Origin of the sequence: Collinsella sp. CLA-AA-H167 (genome assembly GCF_040095305.1) — a bacterium.
Lineage (GTDB): Bacteria > Actinomycetota > Coriobacteriia > Coriobacteriales > Coriobacteriaceae > Collinsella.
The window spans coordinates 392,282-416,494 of sequence record NZ_JBBNGA010000001.1 but is presented as its reverse complement, the minus strand read 5'-3'; the positions used below and the strand labels follow the sequence as shown (position 1 = coordinate 416,494).

Sequence of the window (24,213 nt, the reverse complement as noted above, 5' to 3'; positions counted from 1 at the left end):
ATCATTTAATTGAACCGACTTTAAAACTTCTATCAAAAGCTAACGCCCCTAGTAAAAAGCCAATTGGAACTGAAAGGGGCCCAACAAAAGCTGCTGAAGCTGTCGACTGTATCAACAAATATAGAAATAGAAGAAGTAAGCAAATGTACCTATTAGGGTCCTTACTGGATCCACTCTGAATCATTTTAAAAAGTTTTATATAAATTGAAAGAATGCAAAGGAGTCCTAAAAACCCGGTTTGCCCAAGAACCATAGGCCAGTACACATCCGAAATAAAGGAGCCGCCATCAGGAATATTCATAAGACCGTAAACAGATGATAGATGGTAAGAAAAATACACTTGAGAGTAATAAACTTTAGACATGTAAGAAGCGAACGACCCAAAACCAGTGCCAAGCGGAAAATAATCAAAAGCTATCTGCAAGGATGTGGTCCCAAGCAAGTCACGTGCAGTTTCATTTCCAGCGAAGTAATACTCAACTATTTGACCCCAAGCAATGAACACAGCAATGACGCATAAGCAAATCAAATTCCATTTTGAAATAGATTTACGCCGGACTAGCACAACATAAAACAGAGCAATGGCAAAGATGGCAGCTGCCATTGCTTTATATCGAAATGTGCAAAATACATTTAATGCAGCAAAAAAACCCATGCGTAAGTTCCTACGCCAAGGTTTCTCGTCAAATATAATCCGATTGCGAGAAGAATAATTTGCGCTCCGGCAAGGTATTCAGAATGAGAAAAAAACAATTTTGGTATCGCTATACCAAATCTGATCTCTTGACCAGGAAACCAGTTAAAAAATAAATTTAGAAGCAATAATCCCGTCAGGCAGTATGTCAAAAAACGAACAATGAGGATCATCTTTTCTCGATGAACGGAAACAAAGTCGTTACTTGCTGCAAGCCCAAATGCCATGGCCAGATAGAATTTTAAATTTAGGAATGTATCTCCTATGCATGCTAGTATTGGCTGGGTTGAATATAGACATGAACTCATCAAACCAGCAGTTACATATAGAACAATGAGCCACCATATTCCTAAAAACACTTTGCTGCGTCGAGATAATAAATAATACAATCCCCCAAACAGTGCAAAAACTTCGTCATAATATCCAAATATCGGAAAGCACTGTTGGATTGGATCTTCAAACACCAACAGAAAAATACTAAGCCATAATAGGTATTGATATAAATTTCCGTAATTTTGTGGCTTCTTGGCCTTTTCAATCGAGGTCATTCATCATCCCTGCTGCCATATTGAATGCATGAATCTGTTTCTTTGTACAGATTTAGTATTTGTTCAATTGAATGTTTGGAATTGAATCGGTCGGCAACAACTTTTCTTCCAGCATCGCCTATTTCTTTACGAAGCTCAGAATCGAACAACAACTTATTAATTAAAAGAGCGAGGTTATTGACATCGTCGACTTTGATAAGGAATCCATTAGTGCCGCTTTCAATGAGCCGTGGTACTCCGCCGACGGCTGTGGCAATGGTGGGTATACCGTGAGACATTGCCTCGAGAACGCTCATGGGCATACCTTCATTCTTAGAGGGAAGGCAGTACACCGCGGCCCGCTCGAACAGGGCTTCGCGTTCGCCACCGGTGACCCAGCCGCAAAACTCGCAGCGGTCAGCAATGCCTAGCTCCTCAGCGAGCGCTTTGTTCTTCTCGATTTCACCGTCTCCGCCAAAGACAATTTTAGTCTCCGAGAAACGCGACAGGACTTCTCTTGACGCGCGCAAGAGAACATCCGGGCTCTTGTTCGCGTCAAGACGTCCTAAAAACAGGACGTCTTGACGCGAACAAGGTGAGCACGGCTGCGCAGGCACTTTAACACCGTTATGGACAACGTCAATCTTTTCAGAGTCACAAACGTTTTCTGCAAAGTAGTCACGCCACTCTTCCGACAAAACCACAACTCGGTCGGCGATGCCAAAGGTCTCCCTTACGTCACGACGGTAGGCGTCTCCACCCTCTTCAAAAGCCTTCTTAAACTCCCCGTCGTGATCGTGCAGTATTACGTACTTGCCTGCTTTATGTGCCATACGGGCCATAATTGACTTACGTTTGTAGGACCCACGGGCACTAATGTGTAGGTGAATGATGTCATAGGAAGACATAACCCTCACATAGCGCGCTAGCGCCCGCGTAAATGCGAGAGACTTACCGAATTTTGAGGAACCGACCCCCGTCCCCAGGTACTCGAAGGCGTCGCATGCCTCAGGGAGACCTCCATCAAGATAGCCCCGTACGACGGAGACAATCCCGCCATGCAGAGAAAGGTCGGGGCCGACCATCAGAACTTTCGCGTTCACTCTATTATCAACTGAAACCATCGTCATCCTTAAGCCGCGAACCTAGGCAGCGAGCGGGAACCCCTCCCCAAATTGAAAACTCAGGCTCCACATCTTTGGTCAAGACGGCGCCAGCGGCAATTACGCAGTGATCAGAGATGTGGACACCCTTGAGGATCGTTACGCCACAGCCCATCCACACGTCGTTACCGATAACGACATCTTGGTCGTTATCGGGAGTCTTCTCCTCATCTGTAAGTTCCATCATGGGACGATCGAGAATATCCGTGCGGTGGTCACCTGTAACCACGGTTAAGTTAGGTCCGCTCATGACATAGTCGCCGATGCGAATTTTCGCTCGGGTCGTGAGCAGTGTTGTTCCGGGACCCAGGTACACGTCGTGACCCATGTAGATATTTCCCGCTCCGGAGATCTCGCTGCGGCGGCCGAGTGTCACGTTCTCGCCGCATGAAGCAAAGGAGCGTCGTAGCGAGGGCATAAGAAGTAGCTTGTTATAAGCGCGGGAGACTCCGTCGAGGATCCTATAGGCGAAATCCATTATTAAGCTTTCCTCCACACCATCTTGTCCACGACGCCGGTGTAGCTCTGGATGATCTTGACCACCTTGGTGGACACGGTCTCGTCGGCGTAGTCGGGAACGGGCGCCTCGGGAAGCGACCCCTCGGCGTCGAGCTCGACGGCGGTATGGACGGCCTGCAGTAGGCCGCGCTCGCTGATGCCGGCGAGCGTGAAGCAGGCCTTGTCCAAGGCCTCGGGGCGCTCGGTGGAGGTGCGGATGCACACCGCCGGGAACGGGCGCCCGATAGACGCGAAGAAGCTGGACTCCTCGGGCAGGGTCCCGGAGTCCGACACCACCGCGAAGGCGTTCATCTGCAGGCAATTGTAGTCATGGAAGCCCATGGGCTCGTGCATACGCACGCGCGGGTCCAGCTTGAAGCCGGTGGCCTCCAGGCGCTTGCGGGAACGCGGGTGGCAGGAGTACAGGATCGGCATGTCGTATTTCTCCGCGAGCGCGTTGATGGCGGTGAACAGGCTCGTGAAGTTCGCCTCGGTGTCGATGTTCTCCTCGCGGTGGGCGGACAGCAGCATGTAGTGCTTGGACTCAAGGCCGAGCTCGGTGAGGATGTCGGAGGCCTCGATCTTATCAAGATTTGCGCGCAGGACCTCCGCCATGGGCGAGCCCGTGACATAGGTGCGCTCGGGGGCGCAGCCGGTGTCCTTGAGGTAGCGGCGTGCGTGCTCGGAGTAGGCCAGGTTGACGTCGGAGATCACGTCGACGATGCGGCGGTTGGTCTCCTCGGGCAGGCACTCGTCCTTGCAGCGGTTGCCCGCCTCCATGTGGAAGATGGGGATGTGCAGGCGCATGGCCGCGATGGCTGACAGGCAGCTGTTGGTGTCGCCTAGGATGAGGAGCGCATCGGGCTTCACCTCAACCATCAGCTTGTAGCTCGCGGCGATGATGTTGCCCACGGTCTCACCCAGGTCGGCTCCCACGGCGTCCAGGTAGACGTCGGGGTCGGCAAGCTCCAGGTCGCGGAAGAAGATGCCGTTGAGCGTGTAGTCGTAGTTCTGCCCGGTGTGCGCCAGCAGGCAGTCGAAGTGGCGGCGGCACTTCTTGATGACCTCGGACAGGCGGATGACCTCGGGACGCGTGCCCACGATGATCAGCAGCTTCAGGCGGCCGTCGTCCTTGAATGCAATTTCGGAACAGTCCTTGCGCATGCGGCTAGACCTCCTCGTAGTAGGTATCTGGGTTCTCGGGGTCGAAGGGCTCGTTGGCCCACATGACCGTCACGAGGTCCTCCGTGTCGGACAGGTTGGTGATGGAGTGCGTGTAGCCGGGGATCATCTCCACGGCGCGCATGTCCGTGCCGGAGACGACGTACTCGTCGACGGGGTACGGCCTGCCCTCGGCGTCCTCCCCCACCTTCCTCAGTCTGATGGACGCGGTGCCGGAGACCACCAGGAACCTCTCCCACTTGCTCATGTGCCAGTGGTTGCCCTTGGTGATGCCGGGCCTCGAGACGTTGATGGAGATCTGGCCGCGCTCGGGCGTGCGCAGGAACTCGGTGAACGATCCGCGCGCGTCCGTGTTGGGCTTCAGGCTGTAGGCGAAATGCCCGGGCTCGTAGTAGGACAGGAACGTGCTCCAGAGCTTCTTGGAGAAGGAGCCCTCGGAAAGGTCCGGCACCGAAAGCGTCTCGCGGCTGTCGCGGAAGCTGCCCAGCAGGTAGACGATCTCGCCGAGCGACTTGACGTCAGTTTCCGGGACATAGCAGAACCCGTCACCGTCGACGCGTACCAGCCCTTCGTAGCCGCAGCGGTGCTCCTGCCCCAGTAGCGCCCCCAGCATCTCGTCGACGAGGTCGTCGATGTAGAGGAGCTCGAGCTCCACCGAGGGGTCGTTGACGGTGTAGGGGCGGCCGTTGGCGATGGCGTCGCAGAAGGTGGCCACGGCGGAGTTGTAGCGCGGGCGGCACCACTTGCCGTAGAGGTTGGGGAAGCGGTAGATGAGCACCGGGGCGCCGGTCCTCTCCGAGTACTCGCGGAACAGGCCCTCCCCCGCCAGCTTCGACTCGCCGTAGACCGATCCCTCGAAGCGCCCCGAGAGGCTCGCCTGCGCGGAGCTGGAGAGCATGACGGGACACGTGTTGCCGTGGCGCTCGAGGGTGTCCAACAGCGTGGAGGCGAACCCGAAGTTGCCCTCCATGAACTCCGCCTGGTCCTCGGGGCGGTTGACGCCGGCGAGGTTGAAGACGAAGTCCGCGCGGGAGCAGTAGTCCTCCAGCTCCCCGGGCGTCGACTCGATGTCGTACTCCATGACCTCGAGCGGGAGCAGGCTCGCGTATCTCTCACGGCGGTCCTTGCCGTCCCTTATGTTCTTCAGCGCGCAGCAGAGGTTCCTCCCCACGAAGCCCCCGGCGCCGGTGACGAGGACGCGCACCCTACTGCACCGCCTCGTGCTCGCGGCCCTCCAGGGCAAGCTGCACGTACTCGGCGGTCTTGATCTTGGCGATGGTGCCCGCCACGTCGAGCCTCTCGGTGTTATGGGAGGTGTAGGACTCGTCGGCCTGGGTCTCCACCTCGCCGTCAACGACGAACTTGTCGTAGTTCAGGTCGCGCGAGTCGCAGGCGACGCGGTAGTAGCCGCCCATGTCCTCGGCGCGCAGGCGCTCCTCACGGGTCATGAGGGTCTCGAAGAGCTTCTCGCCGTGGCGGGTGCCGATCACCTGGGTGCCCACGCGGCCGAAGACCTCCTGGACGGCCTCGGCGAGGTCGCCGATGGTGGAGGCAGGGGCCTTCTGGATGAACAGGTCGCCGGGGTTGGCGTGCTCGAAGGCGAACTGCACCAGGTCGACGGCCTCGTCAAGGTTCATCAGGAAGCGGGTCATGTTGGGGTCGGTCACGGTAAGCGGCTCGCCCTTGCGGATGCGGTCGATGAACAGCGGGATGACGCTGCCGCGCGAGCACATGACGTTGCCGTAGCGGGTGCAGCAGATGGTGGTTCGGCCGGCGCCGTTGCGGGCGTTGGCGTAGATGATGGACTCCATCATGGCCTTGGACTTGCCCATTGCGTTGATGGGGTAGGCCGCCTTGTCGGTGGAGAGGCACACGACGCGGTCCACGCCCTCGTCGATGGCGGCGTGCAGGACGTTGTCCGTGCCGATGACGTTGGTGCGCACGGCCTCCATGGGGAAGAACTCGCAGGAGGGCACCTGCTTCAAGGCGGCGGCGTGGAAGATGTAGTCCACGCCGTGCATGGCGTCGCGCACGCTCTGGGCGTTGCGGACGTCGCCGATGAAGAAGCGCACCTTGGAGGCGAGCTCGGGGGACCTCTCCTGCAGGCGGTGGCGCATGTCGTCCTGCTTCTTCTCGTCGCGGGAGAAGATGCGGATCTCGGCCAGGTCGGTGTCCATGAAGTGCTTGAGCACGGTGTTGCCGAACGAGCCGGTGCCGCCCGTGATCATGAGGGTCTTGTCTTTGAATGCGGTGGTGGGTTTCATCTACTTGCCTTCCTTGCGTTTAGCACCCGTGAACTGGTAAAAGAGAAATTTGGTATTAGTAACGAGATATCGTTTGAATAGTCGCTTCGGCTCCTGCATCAGGCGGTATAGCCACTCGAGACTTAGGTTCTGCATCCAAATCGGTGCCTCCGGCACCACGCCGGCGAGGACCTTGAAGGCTCCCCCTACGCCGATCATCAGTGGCTGAGGGCCGCCTTTAAGCTCATGCATGAGGACTTCCTGGCGCGGAGCGCCAAGTGCAATCCATGCAAAGTCGGCGCCAGAATCGGCAATGCGTCGTGAAAGGTCTCGTTTCTCGCCATCGGAAAGCGGACGAAAGACGGAAGGCTCCATGCCAGCAATTTCCAAGCCTGGATACTCTTCCTGAAGCGATTCCTTGAGCGCCTCGAGGTTTTTCTGTTCGGTGCCGTAGAAGTAATGGCTCCATCCGTGCTGAGCGGAAATACTGAAAATCTCGCGCATCAGATCCGGACCGGTCACGCGCCCCATCGACGTGACCGTCTCTCGGCCGACAACCGATAGGGGCTTCCCATCGGGAACGGACATAACGGACTCAGCCTGACAGGACCAGTAGCTGGGATCGTCATGGGCCATGACCGACGTATGGGCGTTAGAGACGCAGATATACTCGCCATGCAGATTGTCGATATTATGAGTAATGAAATCGACGCATTCAGACATATTGGTGCCCGTGATCGGGACATCGATCACGGGCACACGGTTTAATTCGGGATAATGATGATAGGACTTAAGCACTAAAACGCACCCTTTCCCGTGATTACTTCAATAACGGTGAGGGCGATAATCCTTAAGTCGGTGAGAATGCCACGCCTCGCAATGTACTCAAGATCTCGCTGGACCATACCGTCGAAACCAGTTGAGTTTCGATCGGTAACCTGCCACCAGCCGGTAATGCCCGGCTTGACGGCCAGACGCTGCAGGTCGTACTCGGTGTACTCCGCGACCTCGTTGGGCAGCGGTGGGCGCGGGCCCACGACGGACATCTGGCCCAGGAACACGTTCAGGAACTGCGGGAACTCGTCGATGGAGTGCTTGCGGATGAACTTGCCGATTTTCGTTACGCGCGGGTCATCCCTCATCTTGAACATGGCGCCGGCGATCTCGTTCTGCTCCTTGAGCTCGGCGAGGCGCTCGTCGGCGTCCCTGTACATGGAGCGGAACTTCCACATGCGGAAGGTGGACAGGCTGCCGTCGGGGCGGGTCTGGCCAACGCGGATCTGGCTGTAGAAGGGGTTGCCCTCGCTCTCCAGCCGGATGGCCGCGGCGAGAATTAGACTGGGAATCGCGATGACGACGAGCACGGCACCGCTGAACACGATGTCGAAGGTGCGCTTGACTGCACGGTACGCCATGCGCGAGCGATCCCAGTCCATGATGGATTGCATGGCCCTGTATCGGCCTGCTCCCTCACGCCGGTCCATGGCCTGAGCAATCAGCGCCGCACCTGCTGGAGCATCCGTTGCATATTGAGGTTTATCCGACACGTTCTCTTCCAACACTTCGTCCCCAGATCGGGGATCCTCCCTGTTCTGCATAGCGACAGCCCGCAGCTAGGCGATCGCCTTTTTAACATTTCGCATTACGCGCTGCTCGGATGAAAGCACAGCAAGGCCAACGCGGGTAGTCACGCGTCGACCACACAGATCGAGCTCCAAATAAGCAGTGCTCTTGCGTCTGTTAATGGTTTTAATAAGGCCCTCGTGTCCCAGCAGCAGACCTGCCGTTACTACGACTTGGTCACCGTCTTTTAGGGCCTCGCTCATGGGCACCACGCGGTCTCCCCTATGCGTAAAGCCGCCAATAAGCTGGACCTCTTCTTTTGCTAGCGGCACAAACTGACCGTCCTGGGAAAGCACCCGGGCAAAGTCGTCCATGCGAAGCAGATACTGTTGCACGGTACGGGGATCTGCCGTGTCGCAGATAAGATAACCGGGAAAGAGCGACTTGGTCGTATTGACCCATTCGCCGTGTACCTTGATCTCGGTTTGAAATTGGGGATAAAAGATCTCTTGCATGGCGCCCACTGGCACCACGCGCTCGATGCGCTCGCGCATAACGTCTTCGCGACCGTTAATGACCTGGATCACATACCACACGAGCACCACCCCCTTGCTGTCTTACGTGTGGCTCACGGGGTTTGGGTATGGCTTCGCCAGGGCGCTTGTGCGCAAAGGCGACCCATATTCAAACCCTGAGCCCAGTTAGACAAGCACGTGGCTCTGCCCCACCGTGAACGGTATGTATAAGTGCAGTTGCTAGAGACGCGGACGTGTATCGCAAAATGACCGCGTCCCCAGCTGACTGCGTGCGAACCAGTCAAGCGGGTACAAAACTGGACCGCACGCAAACAGCTGAAGGACTGCTGTGGTTTGCCGTAACAATTCATTGCACTGTCTAATGCAAACTTATAAGTAGCCACAAAAGCAAGTGCAAAATCGCGCATGGCAATCGATATTGGAGCTCGTGGTTTCTCTAACACCGCCGTTACGGCCGGATGCTGATCGACCCTGCGCTTTGCGACTAGCTGGAACCGCGAGCACAGTTGAACTCATGTAACGTTAGGTATCCTAGCACAAGCTTGTAGCGAAACTGATTTGGCTTGTGGTGGACAACATATCGTTCATTTAGCGTGCTTAAGGGGGTTGTTTTGGGATGTTGTTCACGTTGATGCAGGTTATTGGGGCGTTGGCAATAATTGGGAGCGTTCCTGAAGCCCAACTGGAGCAGCGAGCTACACTGGTAATTGCGTTTGGATAACAAACTATGTACAGACATGGGAAATAAATTGTGCAACTTTTTGTTGGCGTAGATGGGGTTTGTGGCGCGAGGTATTTTTGCATGAAAAAGGCCTTCGGGATTCCGAAAGCCTTTGCATTCACGATGGTGGAGACGAGGGGGATCGAACCCCTGACCTCTTGACTGCCAGTCAAGCGCTCTCCCAGCTGAGCTACGCCCCCGTGACGAAGAGATACTATAGGGGAAGTTGGCGCGACGTGCAAGGACTTTTTTGGGTCAGACTTTAAATGCCTAATGATATAGGTAAGCGATGGCGGTGCCAGTGTGGACTTGGATCGTGGCTGTTGACCTGACGACGTTGCTGATGCCCGTGTCGGCTAACAAGCCTAGCGGAGCGCGATCTAGTTCCCATTCTAGGCCGTGTTCACTTACCTCGGTGTTGGGGGCAATAGCGATGATGGAGAACGTCTTGCCTTCGGCGCCTTCGATGGTCCACGATTCGCCTGCGCGAAGGATGCGGGCCGTGGTCTCGTCTTCGGCAATCCAGACTGGGCCGTCATCGTAGCCTGCAAGCAGCCCCAGCACGGAAAGCGCCATATCCGGACGGCCGCCCGTGGCGCAGGTCGCAACCACTTCGGCACCCGGCCAGCGGCGTCGGACGGAATCGAGCGCCAGCGCCAGATCGGTATAGTCTTTGTAGGGGTCATGACGCTCCACCTCAAATGCTTCGGTGGCATCGACCAACGCGCGACCAGCGTCGCTCACCGTGTCGGCATCCCCCACATACACGTCGCAGCCCAGTCCCGCGCCCAGCAGCGCGTCAAGTCCGCGGTCCACGGCGACAACGTGGTCGCACTCCCCCGCTAGTCTACGCAGCAGATCCGCGCTCGCCACCACGGGCGAGCCGCAGGCCACTAATACCTTGCAAGCCACAGCACTCGCCTAGCCCTCAAACGAAAGCACGCGGGCCAGATCCAGGTCCTCATAGCTGTCGATAAAGATCTCGCAGTTGGCACGCACGTCGTCGCGCTTCATACGGCCGTGCGGGTCATAAATGCCCACACGCTTAAAGCCAGCGACCCCAGAGCTCTTTAGGCCAAAGACCGCGTCCTCAAACACCCAGACGCGCTCAAAGTTATGCCCATGGCGCTCCTCCAGACGGCGCAGAGCCAGCTCGTACACATTGGAGAACTGCTTGGAGCGTCCTGCCTCGCCGGTGGTGGTCACAAACTCCATGTAGGCATCGAGCCCGGCTCCCGCAAGTGCAGACTTAACCAGCTCGGCCGGCGTGGACGTAGCAACGCACATGGCAACGCCCGCCGCCTTTGCCTGCTCCAAAAATGCCAGGAGCCCCTCGCTCGGCGGCACCTTGGAGTAGCCATCGATCAGAATGTCGCTCAGCTCGCGATACAGCTCCTCGCCATTCGCTCCAATGCCCCAGGTGTCGTGGTAGGCCTGGCACTCGTCCTCGAGCGACAAATGCTCAAATTGGGCAAAATCGTCGAACGTTACGTCAACTCCGTGGCGGTGTAATAACTTGGGCTGAGCATAGGCCCAAACGGGGGTGCTATTAACCAGTGTTCCGTCGCAATCGAAAATAAAAGCGACATTGGGAGCAGCGGTCTGGGACATAAACGAACCTTTCGATGTCAAATGGTAAACATCCTGCTAAAAACGTTTTACCAAACGTCAGACTAACAATCTTGAAACCCTAATTGGTAAAACTGTCAAGAGTTTTACCACGGCAATTCTGCCAGTGGTCTAAACATGGCGCTTACCGATTAAACGCCGCCCTAAAACCACTTTCCTTCATAAAAGTAACGTACAGGTGTTATCGTAGTTTCTGCCGAAAGTTCCACCGAGCACGCGAGGTGGAACGAATCATAGAACTATCGCCGTCCCTTCGATTCGTGCAGCCTTGGACCTTTCGCATCTAGTCACCAAGGCAACACGCTGCCGCGTCATGATGGGATCAAACGTGAGCGATACAAAGCTAAAGCCAGCAACCAAAAAGCCCGCTACCCGTAAAGCCGCCCCGCACGCGCCGGAGCTCACCAAGGACGATGTCTACCTGTTTGGCATCGGCACGTGGGAGCGCAGCTGGGAAAAGATGGGCGCGCACCCCGACACGCAGAACCGTACACGCGGCTGGCGCTTTTGCGTTTGGGCGCCCGACGTAAAGAGCGTCCATGTCATTGGCGAATTTAACGATTGGAATGAGGAAGCCAACCCGCTGGTGCCCGTGCATACGAGCGCTATTTGGGAAGGCTTTATTCCTGGCGCCGAGCAGGGCCAACTCTATAAATATCTCATCGAAACCAACGAGGGCGAGAAGCTCTACAAAGCTGATCCGTATGCCTTTAAGGCCGAGTGCCCTCCGGGAACGGCGAGCGTGCTGTGGACCCTCGATGGCTACAAGTGGAACGACGCCGCATGGCTCAAGCGCCGCGCCAGTCATAACCACATGTCGCAGCCCCTTAACATCTACGAGGTGCATATTGGCTCGTGGAAGCGCCACGGCGACGCGCCACAGGGCGAGCCGGACGAGTACGGCAACTACCCCGGTCCCATGGACCCCTTCCCCGCGCAGCGCGGCGAGTTCTACACCTACGACGACCTGTCGGTCGAGCTCGTGGACTACGTGCACGACATGGGCTACACGCATATCGAGGTCATGCCGCTTATGGAGCATCCCTTCGATGGCTCCTGGGGCTACCAGACGACCGGCTACTATGCCGCCACGTCGCGCTATGGCGACCCGCAGCAGCTCATGCACTTTATCGATGCGTGTCACAAGGCGGGCATTGGCGTAATCATGGACTGGGTGCCCGGCGGTTTTTGCGCCGACTCCCACGGCCTTGCCACCTTTAACGGCCACATGCTGTTTGAGCACGAGATTCACCCCAACTGGGGCACGCACAAGTTTGACTTCGCCCGTGGCGAGGTCCGCTCCTTCTTGGTCTCCAACGTGCTGTATTGGCTCGAGAACTTCCACGTCGACGGCATTCGCATGGATGGCGTGTCCAGTATGCTGTACCTCAACTTTGGAATTGACGATCCGGGCCAAAAGAAGTTCAACAAGTACGGTACCGAGGAGGACCTGGACGCCAGCGCGTTTATCCGCCAGGTCAACTGCTCCGTGGAGGCCCACTTCCCTGACGTGATGATGATGGCCGAGGAGTCCACCGCGTGGCCGCTCGTGACCTATCCGCCGCAGGACGGCGGCCTGGGCTTCCACTACAAGTGGGACATGGGCTGGATGAACGACACCCTGCACTACATGCAAACCGATTTTCCGTGGCGCCCCGGCAACCACGGGCTGCTCACGTTCTCCATCATGTACGCCTTTACCGAAAACTTTATTTGCCCGCTGAGCCACGACGAAGTCGTGCACGGTAAATGCTCGCTGATCGGCCGTATGCCGGGCGACTGGTGGCGTCAGTTTGCCGGCCTGCGCACGCTGGCCTTCTACCAGATGACGCACCCCGGTGCCAAGCTCAACTTTATGGGCAACGAGATCGGCCAGTTTATTGAGTGGCGCTACTACGAGTCCATCCAGTGGTTCCTAACCGAGGAGTACGAGACCCACAAGCATCATCAGGCGTTTATCAAGGCGCTCAACCACCTGTACACCGCCGAGCCCGCCCTGTACGAGCGCGGCTACACCGACGACGGCTTTACCTGGATCGATGCGGACAACTCCAAGCAGTCCATCGTGAGCTTTGTGCGCCAGGGCGAGGACGTCGACGACGACCTGGTGATCCTGATCAACTTTGACCCGGCGAGCTACGAGAGCTTCCGCGTGGGCGTGCCGCGCGAGGGTGACTGGGAGGTCATCTTCGATTCCGACCGTCCCGAGTTCGGTGGCAGCGGATACGCCGGCGAGGAGCCCTACACCTGCTCGAGCGAGTCCTACCCCTGGAACGGCCAGATGGACTCTATTGAGATTAAGGTGCCCGGCCTGGCAGGCGTGGTGCTTAAACGCCGCGGTCCCAGCAGCTATAAGCCGCCGGTGGTTGAGGAGCCGAAGAAGGCTACGCGTAAGCGCACGTCCTCGGTGAAGCCCAAGCCTGCGGCTGCTAAGAAGGCTCCGGCTAAGGCCAAGGCTACGACGACCAAGGCCAAGGCTGCCGCAAAGCCCGCTGCTAAGGCCGCAGCCAAGAAACCGGCTGCCAAAAAGGCCGCTACCAAGACCAAGTCTGCTTCTGTTAAGCCGTCTGCCAAGGATGCGTAACAAAACCGTTACAGCTGTAATTACCCGCCCCGCCGGGGCGTAGGATACTAGTCATAACCGTTCCGGGAGAAACATCCCCGGGGGAAAGGAACGTATGAATAAGATCTTCGACAACAAGCAGGAGTTTACCGAGCTCTATCGCGATGCCGTCATGAGCATCAGCGGCAAGAGCGTCGAGGCCGCCAGCGACCTGGACCGGTTTAACGCCCTGGCAAAGCTCGTGGCCGAGAAGGCGCGCACCGTTGCCACCAAGAGTGACGCCCGCGTCACCGCCGAGGGCAAAAAGCGCGTGTACTACTTCTCGATCGAGTTTTTGATCGGCCGCCTGCTCGACAACTACCTGCTCAACTTTGGCGTGCGCGACATGGTCGCCGAGGCGCTCGACGACATAGGCTTCGACCTATCCGTCATCGAGAACCAGGAGCCCGATCCAGCGCTGGGCAACGGTGGCCTGGGCCGTCTGGCCGCATGCTTTCTGGATTCCATGGCAGCCGAGGGCATTGCCGGCTACGGCAACGGTATGCGCTACCGCTACGGCCTGTTTAAGCAGGAGATCGTCAACGGCAGCCAGGTCGAGGCAACCGACGAGTGGCTCACCCACGCCTATCCCTGGGAGGTCCGTCGTCAGGACAAGGCCGTGACCATCAAGTTTGGTGGCCATGTTGAGGGCTTTGAGGAGAACGGCCGCACGTTCTACCGCACGGTGGACACGCAGGACATCCTGGCCGTCCCTTATGACATCCCCGTTGTGGGCTATGCCGGCGAGACCGTCAACAAGCTGCGCGTCTGGGCCGCCGAGCCGGTCGAGGAGCACTTTGACCTGGAGGCCTTCAACCGCGGCGACTACGCCCTGGCCGATGCCGAGCGCGCCGAGGCCGAGGCCATCAGCGCCATCCTCTACCCCAATGACGCCGGCGAGCACGGCCGTCTGCTGCGCCTGAAGCAGGAGTACCTGTTTGTCTCGGCCGGCATCTACAGCCTGCTCGACACCTTTGAGAAGGAGCACGGCGAGAACTGGGAGCTGCTGCCGCAGTTTGTGGCCATCCACACCAACGACACGCACCCCGCCATGTGCGGCCCCGAGCTCATGCGCATCCTCATCGACGAGAAGAAGCTCGAGTGGGACGACGCCTGGAACATCGTGACGCAGGTCGTGAGCTATACCAACCACACCATCCTGCCCGAGGCTCTGGAGAAGTGGCCCATCGGCACGTTCTCCAAGCTCCTCCCCCGCGTGTACCAGATCATCGACGAGATCAGCCGTCGTTGGCACGAGTCGTTCGACACCACGCAGGAGGGCTGGCAGGAGCGCCTGCGCCAGACCGCCATCCTGTGGGACGGCGAGATTCGCATGGCCAACCTGTCTGTGATCTGCAGCCACAGCGTCAACGGCGTGGCCAAGATCCATTCCGACATCATCAAGAACATCGTGCTCAAGGACTTCTATGCCTTAACGCCCGAGAAGTTCAACAACAAGACCAACGGCATCTCGCACCGTCGCTTCTTTGCCGAGGCCAACCCCACCTACGCCAAGCTCGTGACCGAGGCCATTGGCGATGGCTGGCTCAAGGACGCCTTTGAGCTGGAGAAACTCAAGGAGTTCCAGAACGACGCCGAGTTCCTCAAGGCCGTGGGTGCCTCCAAGCGCGCTAACAAGGAGCGCCTGGCCGCCTACGTCAAGGCCGAGACCGGTCTGGTCATTGACCCCAACACCGTCTTCGATGTTCAGGTTAAGCGCTTCCATGCCTACAAGCGCCAGCTCATGAACATCATGAAGGTGATGGACATCTACAACCGTCGCATCGCCGATCCCAACTTCCACGTGACGCCGACGACCTTCATCTTTAGCGGCAAGGCTGCCTCGAGCTACACCTTTGCCAAGGAGACCATCCGCCTCATTAACTCCGTGGCCGACGTCATCAACAACGACGCCCGTGTGAACGAGGTCATGAAGGTCTGCTTTATCCCCAACTTCCGCGTGAGCAACGCCCAGCTCATCTACCCCGCTGCCGAGATCTCGGAGCAGATCTCCACGGCCGGCAAGGAGGCCTCGGGCACGTCCAACATGAAGCTCATGATGAACGGCGCCATTACGCTGGGTACCCTCGACGGCGCCAACATCGAGATCGCCGACCTGGCCGGCCGCGAGAACGAGGCCATCTTTGGCCTGACCGCCCCCGAGGTCGAGAAGCTCTGGGCATCCAACAGCTACTTTGCATGGGATACCCTCAACGGCGACCGCGAGCGCCTGGGCCGCGTGATGGACGAGCTCAAGGACAACACCTTTGCGGGTCTTTCGGGCAACTTCGAGAGCATCTACAACGAGCTTATGAACAACAACGACCCCGACCTGGTCATGGCCGACTTCCGCAGCTACGTGGATGCATGGGAGAAGCTCACGGGCAGCTACGGCGACCAGGAGACCTGGAACCGCAAGGCCCTGCTCAACACCGCCTCCTCGGGTTGGTTCTCGAGCGACCGTACCATTCGCGAGTATCGCGACGAGATCTGGCACGCATAAAGGCATGCGAGCTCCCTTTGCCGCACGGCATTATTCGACGGGCGCGACGTTGCGCTGCGCCCGTCGCTAATGGGTTTAGGAACATCGATGACAGAAGGAGAAATCGATGAGTAAGAAAGAATGCATCGCGATGCTCCTCGCAGGAGGACAGGGCAGCCGATTGGGGGCACTCACCCAAAAGATCGCAAAGCCGGCGGTTAGCTTTGGTGGCAAGTTCCGCATTATCGACTTTTCGCTCTCCAACTGCTCCAACTCGGGCATCGACACGGTGGGCGTTCTGACGCAGTATCGTCCCTACCTGCTGCATGCCTACGTGGGCTCCGGCGAGGCGTGGGATCTGGACAGCCGCGACGGCGGCGTGTCGATCCTGCCGCCGTATGAGACGCAGACCGGTGGCGCCTGGTATGCGGGCACGGCCGACGCCATTACGCAGAACCTGGACTACATCAAGGCCAACGACCCCAAGTACGTCCTTATTCTTTCGGGCGATCACCTGTATCGCATGGACTACCGCAAGATGCTCAAGACGCACATTGATAACAATGCCGACCTCACGGTGAGTGTTATGCCCGTGCCGTGGGAGGAGGCCAGCCGCTTTGGCATCCTTACCACCGATCCCGAGGATGGCCGCATCACCAAATTCACCGAGAAGCCCGAGAAGCCCGATTCGAACCTCGCGTCCATGGGCATCTACATCTTCTCGGCCGACGTGCTGATCGAGGCGCTCGGGGAGGACGCTCTGGACCAGCGCTCGAGCCACGACTTTGGCAAGGACATCATCCCCAAGCTGCTCGGCGAGAACAAGCGCCTGTACAGCTACGAGTTCCACGGCTTTTGGAAGGATGTTGGCACCATCGCCAGCTTCCACGAGACCTCGATGGACCTGCTGGGTAACAACCCCGAGTTCGATCTGTTCGACAAGAACTTCCCCATCATGTCCAACATCACCACGCGTCCGCCGCACTACATTGGCCCGGACGGCCGCCTAGACGACTGCCTGGTCTCCAATGGCTGCAAGATCTACGGCACCGCTCGCCACTCGATCCTTTCGACCGATGTCATCATCGAGGAGCGCGCCGTGGTCGAGGACTCCGTGCTGCTGCCGGGTGCGCACGTTAAGAGCGGCGCGCACATCTGCCGCGCTATTTTGGGCGAGAACTCCACGGTCGAAGAGGGCGTGAAGCTCGGCTCTGTCGATACCACCAAGGATACGGCCGTCGTTGGAAATGACGTCGTTATCGGGAAGGGGGAATGATCCGATGATCAATCGCAAGGCCATCGGTTATATCACCGCTAACTACTCTTCGTCCTACGGCAGTGTCCTGCTCAAGGACCGCCCCATCGCGTCCGTTCCGTTTTTGGGCCGCTACCGCCTGATCGACTTTCCGCTGTCCAACATGATGAATGCCGGCATCAAGACCGTTGGAGTCGTCATGCCGGGTAACTACCGCTCGCTGATCGACCACGTGGGCTCGGGCAAGGACTGGGGCCTGGACCGCAAGAAGGGCGGCCTGTTCATGGTCCCCGGCAACGCGTATGGCACCACCAAGGGCGGCATGCGCTTCCTGCTGCGCGACATCATCTCCAACAAGACACTGTTCCAGCGCTCGCAGAAGCCCTATGTTGTGATGATGGGCACCAACATCATCTTTAACATGGACCTCAACACCATCATCGAGGCGCACGAGAATTCTGGCGCCCAGATGACCGTGGTGTACTGCAAGGCCACGCGCAATGTTGATGACGAGACCAAGCTCGAGATTAACGAGAACGGCCGCCTGACGGGCGTGAGCGCCGGCGTCGTGTACGGCGACAACGCGTCCATGGACTGCTGCATCGTCAACCGCGAGACGCTGCTCGAGATCATCGACCACTACCAGGCCGCCGACTATCTGGACCTGCTCGAGGCACTCCAGGGCGACTTTGGCAACATCGACGTGTGCAGCTACGAGTACAAGGGCGAGGTCGTGGGCGTGTTTAGCGAGAAGTCGCTGTATCGCCGCAGCATGGACCTGCTCGACCAGACCGTGGCCGACCAGCTCTTTGATCCTGAACGCCCGATCCTGACCAAGGCTCACGACGTGCCGCCTTCGCGCTATGCGACCGGCAGCCACGCCTGCAACTCGATCATCTCGGCCGGCTGCATCATCAAGGGCACCGTGCGCAACTCGATCCTGTCGCGCGGCGTTGTGGTTGAGGAAGGCGCATCGGTGACCAACTCGATCATCAACCAGAGCTGCATCATCAAGAGCGGCGCACGCGTCGAGAACGCCATTCTGGACAAGAACAACGTGGTCCCCACCAACACCGAGCTTCGCGGCACGCCCGAGAACATCCTGGTGCTGGGCAAGGCTCCGTTAACTTCCGACACCACCATCGTACGTTAACGTTGGCACCGCAACATCGCTCGTAACATGTAGAATAGCCGCCCGGTTAGCGCCAGGCGGCTATTCTCGAATTGCAACATGGGAGACAATATGGCAGATTCCAGCAAAAAGATGCAGATCGTGTTTGCCTCGGCCGAGTGTGCACCGTTTGTTAAGACCGGTGGCCTGGGCGACGTGGCGGGCTCGCTGCCCGCGGCGCTTGTGCGCGCCGGCGCCGAAGTTATCGTAATGGTGCCTAAGTACGCCACCATCAAGGATGAGTACAAGGCGCAGATGGAGCACTTCTCCGATTTTTACGTGAGCCTGGGCTGGCGCAATGAGTACTGCGGACTCGAGAAGCTCGAGCACGACGGCGTCACCTATATGTTCATCGACAACGAGCGCTACTTTGCGCGCGACTATCCGTACGGCTTCTTTGACGACGGCGAGCGCTTTGCGTTCTTCTCCAAGGCCATCACCGAGAGTCTGCAGCACCTGCCGGCCGGTTTTGAGTGCGACATCCTGCACTGCAACGACTGGCAGACGGCACTGGCGCCCGTGTTCTTGCGCGAGTTCTACCAGGGCCTGCCGCTGTACGACCGCGTCAAGACCGTGTTCTCTATCCACAACGTGGCGTTCCAGGGCCAGTTTAGCGACACCGTGATGGAGGACATCCTGGGTGTGGCGCATATTCCGGCGGCCGCCTCGCAGCTGCGTTGCGATGCCTGCAGCATCAACTACATGCTGGGCGCGCTGCGCTATGCCGATGCCATCACCACGGTGAGCCCTACCTATGCCAACGAGATCCAGACGCCCGAATTTGGCGAGGGCCTGGACGGCGTTCTGCGTGAGCGTTCGTATGCGCTGCAGGGCATTTTGAATGGCATCGACGTCGCAGGCTTTGACCCGGCGACCGACAAGCGCATTGCCGCCAACTACACCGTGGAGGACCGTTCTGGTAAGGCCGTGTGCAAGGCCAAGCTGCAGGAAGAGCTGGGGCTCGAGGTGCGCGACGACCGCCCGCTTATGGTGATGGTCACGCGTCTGACGCGCCAGAAGGGCATGGACCTGGTCATGTACGCGCTCGACCGCATCCTGGCCGGCGGCGTGCAGGTGGCGGTGCTGGGCACCGGCGACCGCGACTACGAGGACGGCCTGCGCTACTTCCAGGACAAGTACCCCGGCACCATGGCCGCGCGCATCGAGTTCGACCCCGCGCTGTCGCAGCGCATGTATGCCGCCGCCGACATGTTCCTGATGCCTTCGAAGTTTGAGCCCTGCGGCCTGTCGCAGATCATCGCCATGCGCTACGGCACCCTGCCCATCGTGCGCGAGACCGGTGGCCTGAAGGACACTGTGATCCCGTACAACGAGTTTACCGGCGAGGGCACGGGCTTCTCGTTTAGCAACTTTAACGGCGACGAGATGGGCGACGCGGTGTTCCGCGCGGCGCGTCTGTTCTGGGATAACCGCGACGCCTGGAACCAGCTGGTAACGCAGGCCATGAGCCAGGACTTTAGCTGGACGCGCTCGGCCGATAAATATCTTGATCTGTACTTCTTTATGCATCCGGAGATTGAGAGGCCAGCGGCTGTTGTCGACGAGCCTGAGGCTGTTGCTGAGCCGGTGGCCGCCGAGGAGCCCAAGGCCGAGGAGAAGCCTGTTGAGGCTGAGCCCGCAAAGGCCGAGCCTGAGGTAAAGGCTGAGGTTGCTCCCAAGGCAGAGGTCGAGGTCAAGCCTGCTGTAAAGCCCGCAGCTAAGAAGACCGCGACCCGCAAGACGACCGCTAAGAAGGCTACGACGACCAAAGCTGCCGCGACTAAAACAACGGCTGCCAAGACAACGACCACGCGCAAGCGCACGACCGCCGCTGCCAAGAAGGCCGCCGAGGCCGAGGCTGCTCCCGAGGTAAAGGCCGAGGTCGCTGAGGCCAAACCAGCCGCCAAGGCTCCGGCAAAGACCGCTGCCAAGAAGACAACCGCGACCGCCAAGAAGGCAACGGCAGCCAAGAAGACTACAGCTACGAAGGCGACGGCTACCAAGGCCGCCGCGACCAAGGCAGCCGCAAAGCCGGCAGCCAAGGTCGAGGAGACGCCTGCCGAGCCCAAGGCCGAAGCAGCTGTCGAGGCCAAGCCGACCGCCAAGACCACCACGCGCAAGCGCACGACGACGGCCAAGAAGACCACGGCAAAGGCTGCCGCTCCTAAGGCAGAGGCTATGCCCGCCGCCGTCAAAGAGGAGACCAAGCCCGAGCCGGCACCGAGGGCCGCCGAGGTCAAGGCTAAGACCAAGGCTGCCCCGAAGGCGGAGGCTAAGCCCGAGCCTGCCAAGGAGACCCCGGTCTCCCCTGCCGCTCCGACCGAGAATAAGGCTCCGACCAAGAAGACTTCCGTCCGCAAGGCAACGGCCACCCGCAAGCGCCGCTAATCCAGACGATCCAAAACCTCATCAAACCCTAAGCAAGGGGCGCTCCAACCGGGCGCCCCTTCTCTATAGATAGTTGGTAAAACGATTTTCTAGGACAACCGTTCGCCGATGGTAAACGGATGTTGTTTATACAGCCTATGTACAACAGATATACTTACATCCTGTGCGTAAAGCCATGGCCCGCAGGCCGTGATTCTATTGAACTGGACCGTATTATGAGATTGATACACAACAGCCGTCTGCCGCAGTTTCGCACTCCGTTTGGCGCTGTGACCACAGGAACTTCCGTTTCGCTGTCGGTAATTTTGGAGGATGCCGACCCCAACCAGGCAACGCTTACGCTGCGAACCTGGGTCGATGAGATCGGGGAAACTCTGTATCCCATGACGCACGAGGGCGACGGCATCTTTACCGCCGAGCTGGAGTGCACCGAGCCCTGTCTTATCTGGTACAGCTTTATCTGCAATATCGAGGGCCAGCCCGAGGTTCGTCTGGGCGCACCGCAGGGCCGCACCGGCGGCGAGGGCGTAACCTACGACTACGCCGAGGTGCCGTCCTTCCAGATTACCGTCTATAAGCACCGCGAGAACCGCCCCGCCTGGTACGAGCGCGGCATGGTGTACCAGATCTTCCCCGACCGCTATGCCCGCGACGAAAACTGGCGCGAGCGCACGCTGGCCGAAGTCGAAAAACCGCGCAACGGAATCCAGCGCCGCATGATCGAGGACTGGAACGAGCCGCCCGTGTACGAGCGCGCCGAAGACGGCTCCATCAAAACCTGGGACTTCTACGGCGGGTCGCTCAAGGGCATCCAGGAAGACCTGCCTCGCATCGCCGAGCTGGGCTTTACAGCCATCTACCTCAACCCCATTTTTGAAGCCGCGAGCAACCACCGCTACGACACGGCCGACTACACCAAGATCGACCCGATCCTGGGCGCCGAGCAGGACTTTACCGAGCTGTGCCAGGCGGCCGAGAAGCTGGGCATCTCCATCATTCTGGATGGCGTCTTCAACCACACGGGCGATGACTCGATCTATTTCAACCGCTACGGCAACTACCCCGGCGTGGGCGCGTGGCAGAGCGAGGATTCTCCATGGCGCGATGCGTTTTATTTCCACGAGGACGGCTCATACGACTGCTGGTGGGGCGTGGGCAATATGCCCGCCATCAATGAGAGCTCTGAGCTGGTACGCGAGCGGCTCCTGGGCAAGGACGGCGTGATCCGTAAATGGCTACGTGCCGGCGCTCATGGCTGGCGCCTAGACGTGGCCGACGAGCTTTCCGATGACTTCCTGGCCGAGATCAAAAAGGCCGTGCTCGCCGAGAAGCCTGATGCACTGTTGCTCGGCGAAGTCTGGGAAGACGCCTCCAACAAGATCAGCTACGGCCATCTGCGCCGCTATCTGCAAGGCTCCGAGCTGGACTCGGCCATGGATTATCCCTTCCGCGACATGGTCATCGGCTTTTTGATGGGCTACAAGAACGCCTACCAGGCAGCCGAGGATATCGAAACGCTGCGCGAGAACTATCCCCGTGAGGCCCTGTCCTGCGCACTTAATCTGCTTTCGAGCCACGACCGTCCGCGCATTATCTCGGTGCTCGGCGGCGGCCCCGATGAGTCGCAGCTGCCCGAGTGCGAGCGCAGCAAATGGCGTCTGGACGAGAACTCGATGGGCCTGGCCAAGAGCCGTTTTTGGCTCGCAACGCTCATGCAGATGACGTTCCCCGGTGTGCCATCGATTTACTATGGCGACGAGTACGGCCTTGAGGGCCTTACCGATCCGGGTAACCGCCGCACCCTGCCGACCAAGGACCAACTGCACGACTTCGACACGCTGGCTATTGTCAAAAACGCCTCCGCCGTACGCCGCGCACTGCCGTTTATGATCGACGGCGAGATCAAGGCCTTCGCGCTCAACGACGAGGTGCTGGCATACAACCGCACGGGCAAGGATGGCGAGGCCGCTACGGTTATCATCAACCGCAGCCTGCGCAATTCACACCGCGTGACGATTCCGGCGCTCGACGAATGTGCGAGCGATGTGATTAGCGGTCACGAGTGCGAGATTCACAATGGCACCGTCACGCTCGACCTGTATCCGCTGGGATCGTCGATCATCTATCACCACGCCGAGCAGCGTCTGCAGGAGCCGCTCGATTACGGTGCGGGCGTTGTGTGCCATATCACATCGGTGCCGACCGACGACGGTAAGCCCGGCACGATCGGCGCGCCCACGCGTCGTTTTATCGACCATATGGCCGCTATGGGCATGCGCTACTGGCAGGTCCTGCCTGTCAACCCGACGGACTTCTTTCGCTCCCCTTACGCCGGTCCTTCGGCCTTTGCAGGCAATATCGACCTGCTGCCCGAAAGCCACAAGGAGCTAGCCGCCGACTTTGAGACCTGGAAGGCCCACGGCGGCGAGGATGCCGATCCGCTGTACACCGCGTTTAAACATCGCAATGCCGATTGGCTCGAGAAGTACTGCGTCTATATGGCCGTCAAAAAGTACTTTGAGGGCGAATCGCGCCACGATTGGCCGGCAGATGTTGCGCGCTACAACGAGCACTTGATTGACGACAAGCGTTTCCACGACGAGGCAGAGCTGCAGGCGTACATGCAGTACCGCTTTGACCTAGCCTGGTGCGAGCTCATGAACTACGCGCACAAGAAGGGCATCGAGGTCATCGGCGATATCCCGATGTATGTCTCGGACGATTCGGCCGATGCATGGAGCGAGCCCGAGAACTTCTGGCTGTCCGATACCGGTAAGGCGATTGAGATTTCTGGCGCGCCGCCCGACAACTTTGCGCCCGAGGGCCAGGTGTGGGGCAACCCGACGTTCCGCTGGGACCACATGAAGCAGAACGGCTATAGCTGGTGGATGGATCGCCTACGTCGTGCGTTTTCGCTCTACGACCGCGTGCGCTTGGATCACTTCCTGGGCTTCCACAGCTACTTTAGCATTCCCGCGGGTAAGGCCTGCGCCGACGGGCGTTGGCTGGCGGGACCGGGCAAGGACCTGTTCCAGACCGCCTATGACGAGCTGGGTCCGCTCAACTTTATCGCCGAGGACCTGGGCTACCTGACGCCCGGCGTTCGCGCCATGGCTTCGACTTGCGGCTTCCCCGGTATGGACGTACTGGAGTTTAGCGATTACGACGTTCGTTGCGGCGTGCACCCTACGCCCGGCAAGATCCTGTACACATCGACGCATGACACGTCGACGCTCGCGGGTTGGTGCACGCGCTCCTTTGCGGGCGGCGACGAGCCGAGCGGTGTTGAGGTGGCAGCCAAGCTGATGAGCGACGCGCTGACAAGCGACGCTCCCCTGGTGATGATGCCGCTGCAGGACGTGCTGGGGCTTGGCGACGACACGCGCATGAACGTACCGGGCGTGGCCACGGGCAACTGGACCTGGCAGGCTGATGAGGCCGACGTTGCGGCCGCTGAGGGCAAAACCGCACAGCTCCTGCGCAACACGCATAGATTCTGGGGCGAAGCGTGATAAAACGCCCGATATAGGGTACAGTTACAGACGTTTGAATTTATGCG

At 58.8% G+C, this 24,213-nt stretch carries 18 protein-coding genes and 1 tRNA gene; 6 read left to right on the top strand and 13 right to left on the bottom strand.

Annotation, left to right across the window (positions count from 1 at the left end):
- Nucleotide 1 precedes the first annotated feature (1 nt).
- The 13 genes from AAAT03_RS01900 to AAAT03_RS01840 all read right to left on the bottom strand — a co-directional run bounded on the left by AAAT03_RS01900 (nt 2) and on the right by AAAT03_RS01840 (nt 10,738).
- Complete coding sequence (locus AAAT03_RS01900) at nt 2-655, bottom strand: hypothetical protein (RefSeq protein ID WP_349102455.1); 654 nt, start codon at nt 653-655, stop codon at nt 2-4.
- A complete protein-coding gene (locus tag AAAT03_RS01895) occupies nt 634-1,242 on the bottom strand; it encodes a hypothetical protein (RefSeq protein WP_349102454.1) in 609 nt (202 codons plus the stop codon). The genes AAAT03_RS01900 and AAAT03_RS01895 overlap by 22 nt, the downstream gene beginning before the upstream one ends.
- Nucleotides 1,239-2,345: a glycosyltransferase family 4 protein gene (locus AAAT03_RS01890; protein ID WP_349102453.1), complete on the bottom strand. Its 1,107-nt coding sequence runs from the start codon at nt 2,343-2,345 to the stop codon at nt 1,239-1,241. The genes AAAT03_RS01895 and AAAT03_RS01890 overlap by 4 nt, the downstream gene beginning before the upstream one ends.
- The gene (locus AAAT03_RS01885; RefSeq protein ID WP_118449387.1) at nt 2,332-2,862 is read right to left on the bottom strand and encodes an acyltransferase; all 531 of its coding nucleotides are present in this window, start codon (nt 2,860-2,862) and stop codon (nt 2,332-2,334) included. The genes AAAT03_RS01890 and AAAT03_RS01885 overlap by 14 nt, the downstream gene beginning before the upstream one ends.
- Nucleotides 2,863-2,864: 2 nt before the next feature.
- Nucleotides 2,865-4,046 (bottom strand): UDP-N-acetylglucosamine 2-epimerase (non-hydrolyzing), encoded by a 1,182-nt coding sequence (gene wecB / locus AAAT03_RS01880; protein WP_349102452.1) that lies wholly within the window; start codon nt 4,044-4,046, stop codon nt 2,865-2,867.
- A 4-nt stretch (nt 4,047-4,050) separates the two neighbouring features.
- Entirely contained in the window at nt 4,051-5,268 is a 1,218-nt protein-coding gene (locus AAAT03_RS01875) for an NAD-dependent epimerase/dehydratase family protein (RefSeq protein ID WP_349102451.1), read from the bottom strand.
- A 1-nt stretch (nt 5,269) separates the two neighbouring features.
- Nucleotides 5,270-6,328: a polysaccharide biosynthesis protein gene (locus tag AAAT03_RS01870; protein WP_349102450.1), complete on the bottom strand. Its 1,059-nt coding sequence runs from the start codon at nt 6,326-6,328 to the stop codon at nt 5,270-5,272.
- Nucleotides 6,329-7,105 (bottom strand): WecB/TagA/CpsF family glycosyltransferase, encoded by a 777-nt coding sequence (locus tag AAAT03_RS01865; RefSeq protein ID WP_199580021.1) that lies wholly within the window; start codon nt 7,103-7,105, stop codon nt 6,329-6,331.
- The gene (locus AAAT03_RS01860; protein WP_349102449.1) at nt 7,105-7,722 is read right to left on the bottom strand and encodes a sugar transferase; all 618 of its coding nucleotides are present in this window, start codon (nt 7,720-7,722) and stop codon (nt 7,105-7,107) included. The genes AAAT03_RS01865 and AAAT03_RS01860 overlap by 1 nt, the downstream gene beginning before the upstream one ends.
- A 198-nt stretch (nt 7,723-7,920) precedes the next feature.
- Nucleotides 7,921-8,466, bottom strand: a complete 546-nt coding sequence (locus tag AAAT03_RS01855; RefSeq protein WP_349102448.1) for a transcription termination/antitermination NusG family protein — start codon at nt 8,464-8,466, stop codon at nt 7,921-7,923.
- A gap of 785 nt (nt 8,467-9,251) precedes the next feature.
- A tRNA-Ala gene (locus tag AAAT03_RS01850) sits at nt 9,252-9,327 on the bottom strand.
- 70 nt (nt 9,328-9,397) lie between these two features.
- The gene (locus tag AAAT03_RS01845; RefSeq protein ID WP_349102447.1) at nt 9,398-10,039 is read right to left on the bottom strand and encodes a thiamine diphosphokinase; all 642 of its coding nucleotides are present in this window, start codon (nt 10,037-10,039) and stop codon (nt 9,398-9,400) included.
- A 9-nt stretch (nt 10,040-10,048) separates the two neighbouring features.
- A complete protein-coding gene (locus tag AAAT03_RS01840; protein ID WP_349102446.1) occupies nt 10,049-10,738 on the bottom strand; it encodes an HAD family phosphatase in 690 nt (229 codons plus the stop codon).
- Nucleotides 10,739-11,069: 331 nt separating this feature from the next.
- Between AAAT03_RS01840 and glgB the strand changes: the two genes are divergently transcribed.
- From glgB to AAAT03_RS01810, 6 genes are all read left to right on the top strand, one after another.
- Complete coding sequence (gene glgB, locus AAAT03_RS01835) at nt 11,070-13,340, top strand: 1,4-alpha-glucan branching protein GlgB (protein ID WP_349102494.1); 2,271 nt, start codon at nt 11,070-11,072, stop codon at nt 13,338-13,340.
- 94 nt (nt 13,341-13,434) lie between these two features.
- A complete protein-coding gene (locus AAAT03_RS01830) occupies nt 13,435-15,861 on the top strand; it encodes a glycogen/starch/alpha-glucan phosphorylase (RefSeq protein WP_349102445.1) in 2,427 nt (808 codons plus the stop codon).
- A 106-nt stretch (nt 15,862-15,967) separates the two neighbouring features.
- Nucleotides 15,968-17,116: a glucose-1-phosphate adenylyltransferase gene (locus tag AAAT03_RS01825; RefSeq protein ID WP_349102444.1), complete on the top strand. Its 1,149-nt coding sequence runs from the start codon at nt 15,968-15,970 to the stop codon at nt 17,114-17,116.
- A gap of 4 nt (nt 17,117-17,120) precedes the next feature.
- Nucleotides 17,121-18,248: a glucose-1-phosphate adenylyltransferase subunit GlgD gene (gene glgD, locus AAAT03_RS01820; RefSeq protein WP_117837171.1), complete on the top strand. Its 1,128-nt coding sequence runs from the start codon at nt 17,121-17,123 to the stop codon at nt 18,246-18,248.
- A 90-nt stretch (nt 18,249-18,338) separates the two neighbouring features.
- Nucleotides 18,339-20,654, top strand: coding sequence for a glycogen synthase GlgA (glgA, locus tag AAAT03_RS01815; protein ID WP_349102443.1), 2,316 nt, complete (start codon nt 18,339-18,341; stop codon nt 20,652-20,654).
- A 215-nt stretch (nt 20,655-20,869) separates the two neighbouring features.
- Complete coding sequence (locus AAAT03_RS01810) at nt 20,870-24,166, top strand: 4-alpha-glucanotransferase (protein ID WP_349102442.1); 3,297 nt, start codon at nt 20,870-20,872, stop codon at nt 24,164-24,166.
- The last annotated feature ends 47 nt before the right edge of the window (nt 24,167-24,213 follow it).

Coding starts and splice junctions, on each gene's coding strand:
- AAAT03_RS01900 (WP_349102455.1), bottom strand. CDS start 655: ATGGGTTTTTTTGCTGCATTAAATGTATTTTGCACATTTCGATATAAA.
- AAAT03_RS01895 (WP_349102454.1), bottom strand. CDS start 1,242: ATGACCTCGATTGAAAAGGCCAAGAAGCCACAAAATTACGGAAATTTA.
- AAAT03_RS01890 (WP_349102453.1), bottom strand. CDS start 2,345: ATGGTTTCAGTTGATAATAGAGTGAACGCGAAAGTTCTGATGGTCGGC.
- AAAT03_RS01885 (WP_118449387.1), bottom strand. CDS start 2,862: ATGGATTTCGCCTATAGGATCCTCGACGGAGTCTCCCGCGCTTATAAC.
- wecB (WP_349102452.1), bottom strand. CDS start 4,046: ATGCGCAAGGACTGTTCCGAAATTGCATTCAAGGACGACGGCCGCCTG.
- AAAT03_RS01870 (WP_349102450.1), bottom strand. CDS start 6,328: ATGAAACCCACCACCGCATTCAAAGACAAGACCCTCATGATCACGGGC.
- AAAT03_RS01860 (WP_349102449.1), bottom strand. CDS start 7,722: ATGGCGTACCGTGCAGTCAAGCGCACCTTCGACATCGTGTTCAGCGGT.
- AAAT03_RS01840 (WP_349102446.1), bottom strand. CDS start 10,738: ATGTCCCAGACCGCTGCTCCCAATGTCGCTTTTATTTTCGATTGCGAC.
- glgB (WP_349102494.1), top strand. CDS start 11,070: ATGATGGGATCAAACGTGAGCGATACAAAGCTAAAGCCAGCAACCAAA.
- AAAT03_RS01830 (WP_349102445.1), top strand. CDS start 13,435: ATGAATAAGATCTTCGACAACAAGCAGGAGTTTACCGAGCTCTATCGC.
- AAAT03_RS01825 (WP_349102444.1), top strand. CDS start 15,968: ATGAGTAAGAAAGAATGCATCGCGATGCTCCTCGCAGGAGGACAGGGC.
- glgD (WP_117837171.1), top strand. CDS start 17,121: ATGATCAATCGCAAGGCCATCGGTTATATCACCGCTAACTACTCTTCG.
- glgA (WP_349102443.1), top strand. CDS start 18,339: ATGGCAGATTCCAGCAAAAAGATGCAGATCGTGTTTGCCTCGGCCGAG.
- AAAT03_RS01810 (WP_349102442.1), top strand. CDS start 20,870: ATGAGATTGATACACAACAGCCGTCTGCCGCAGTTTCGCACTCCGTTT.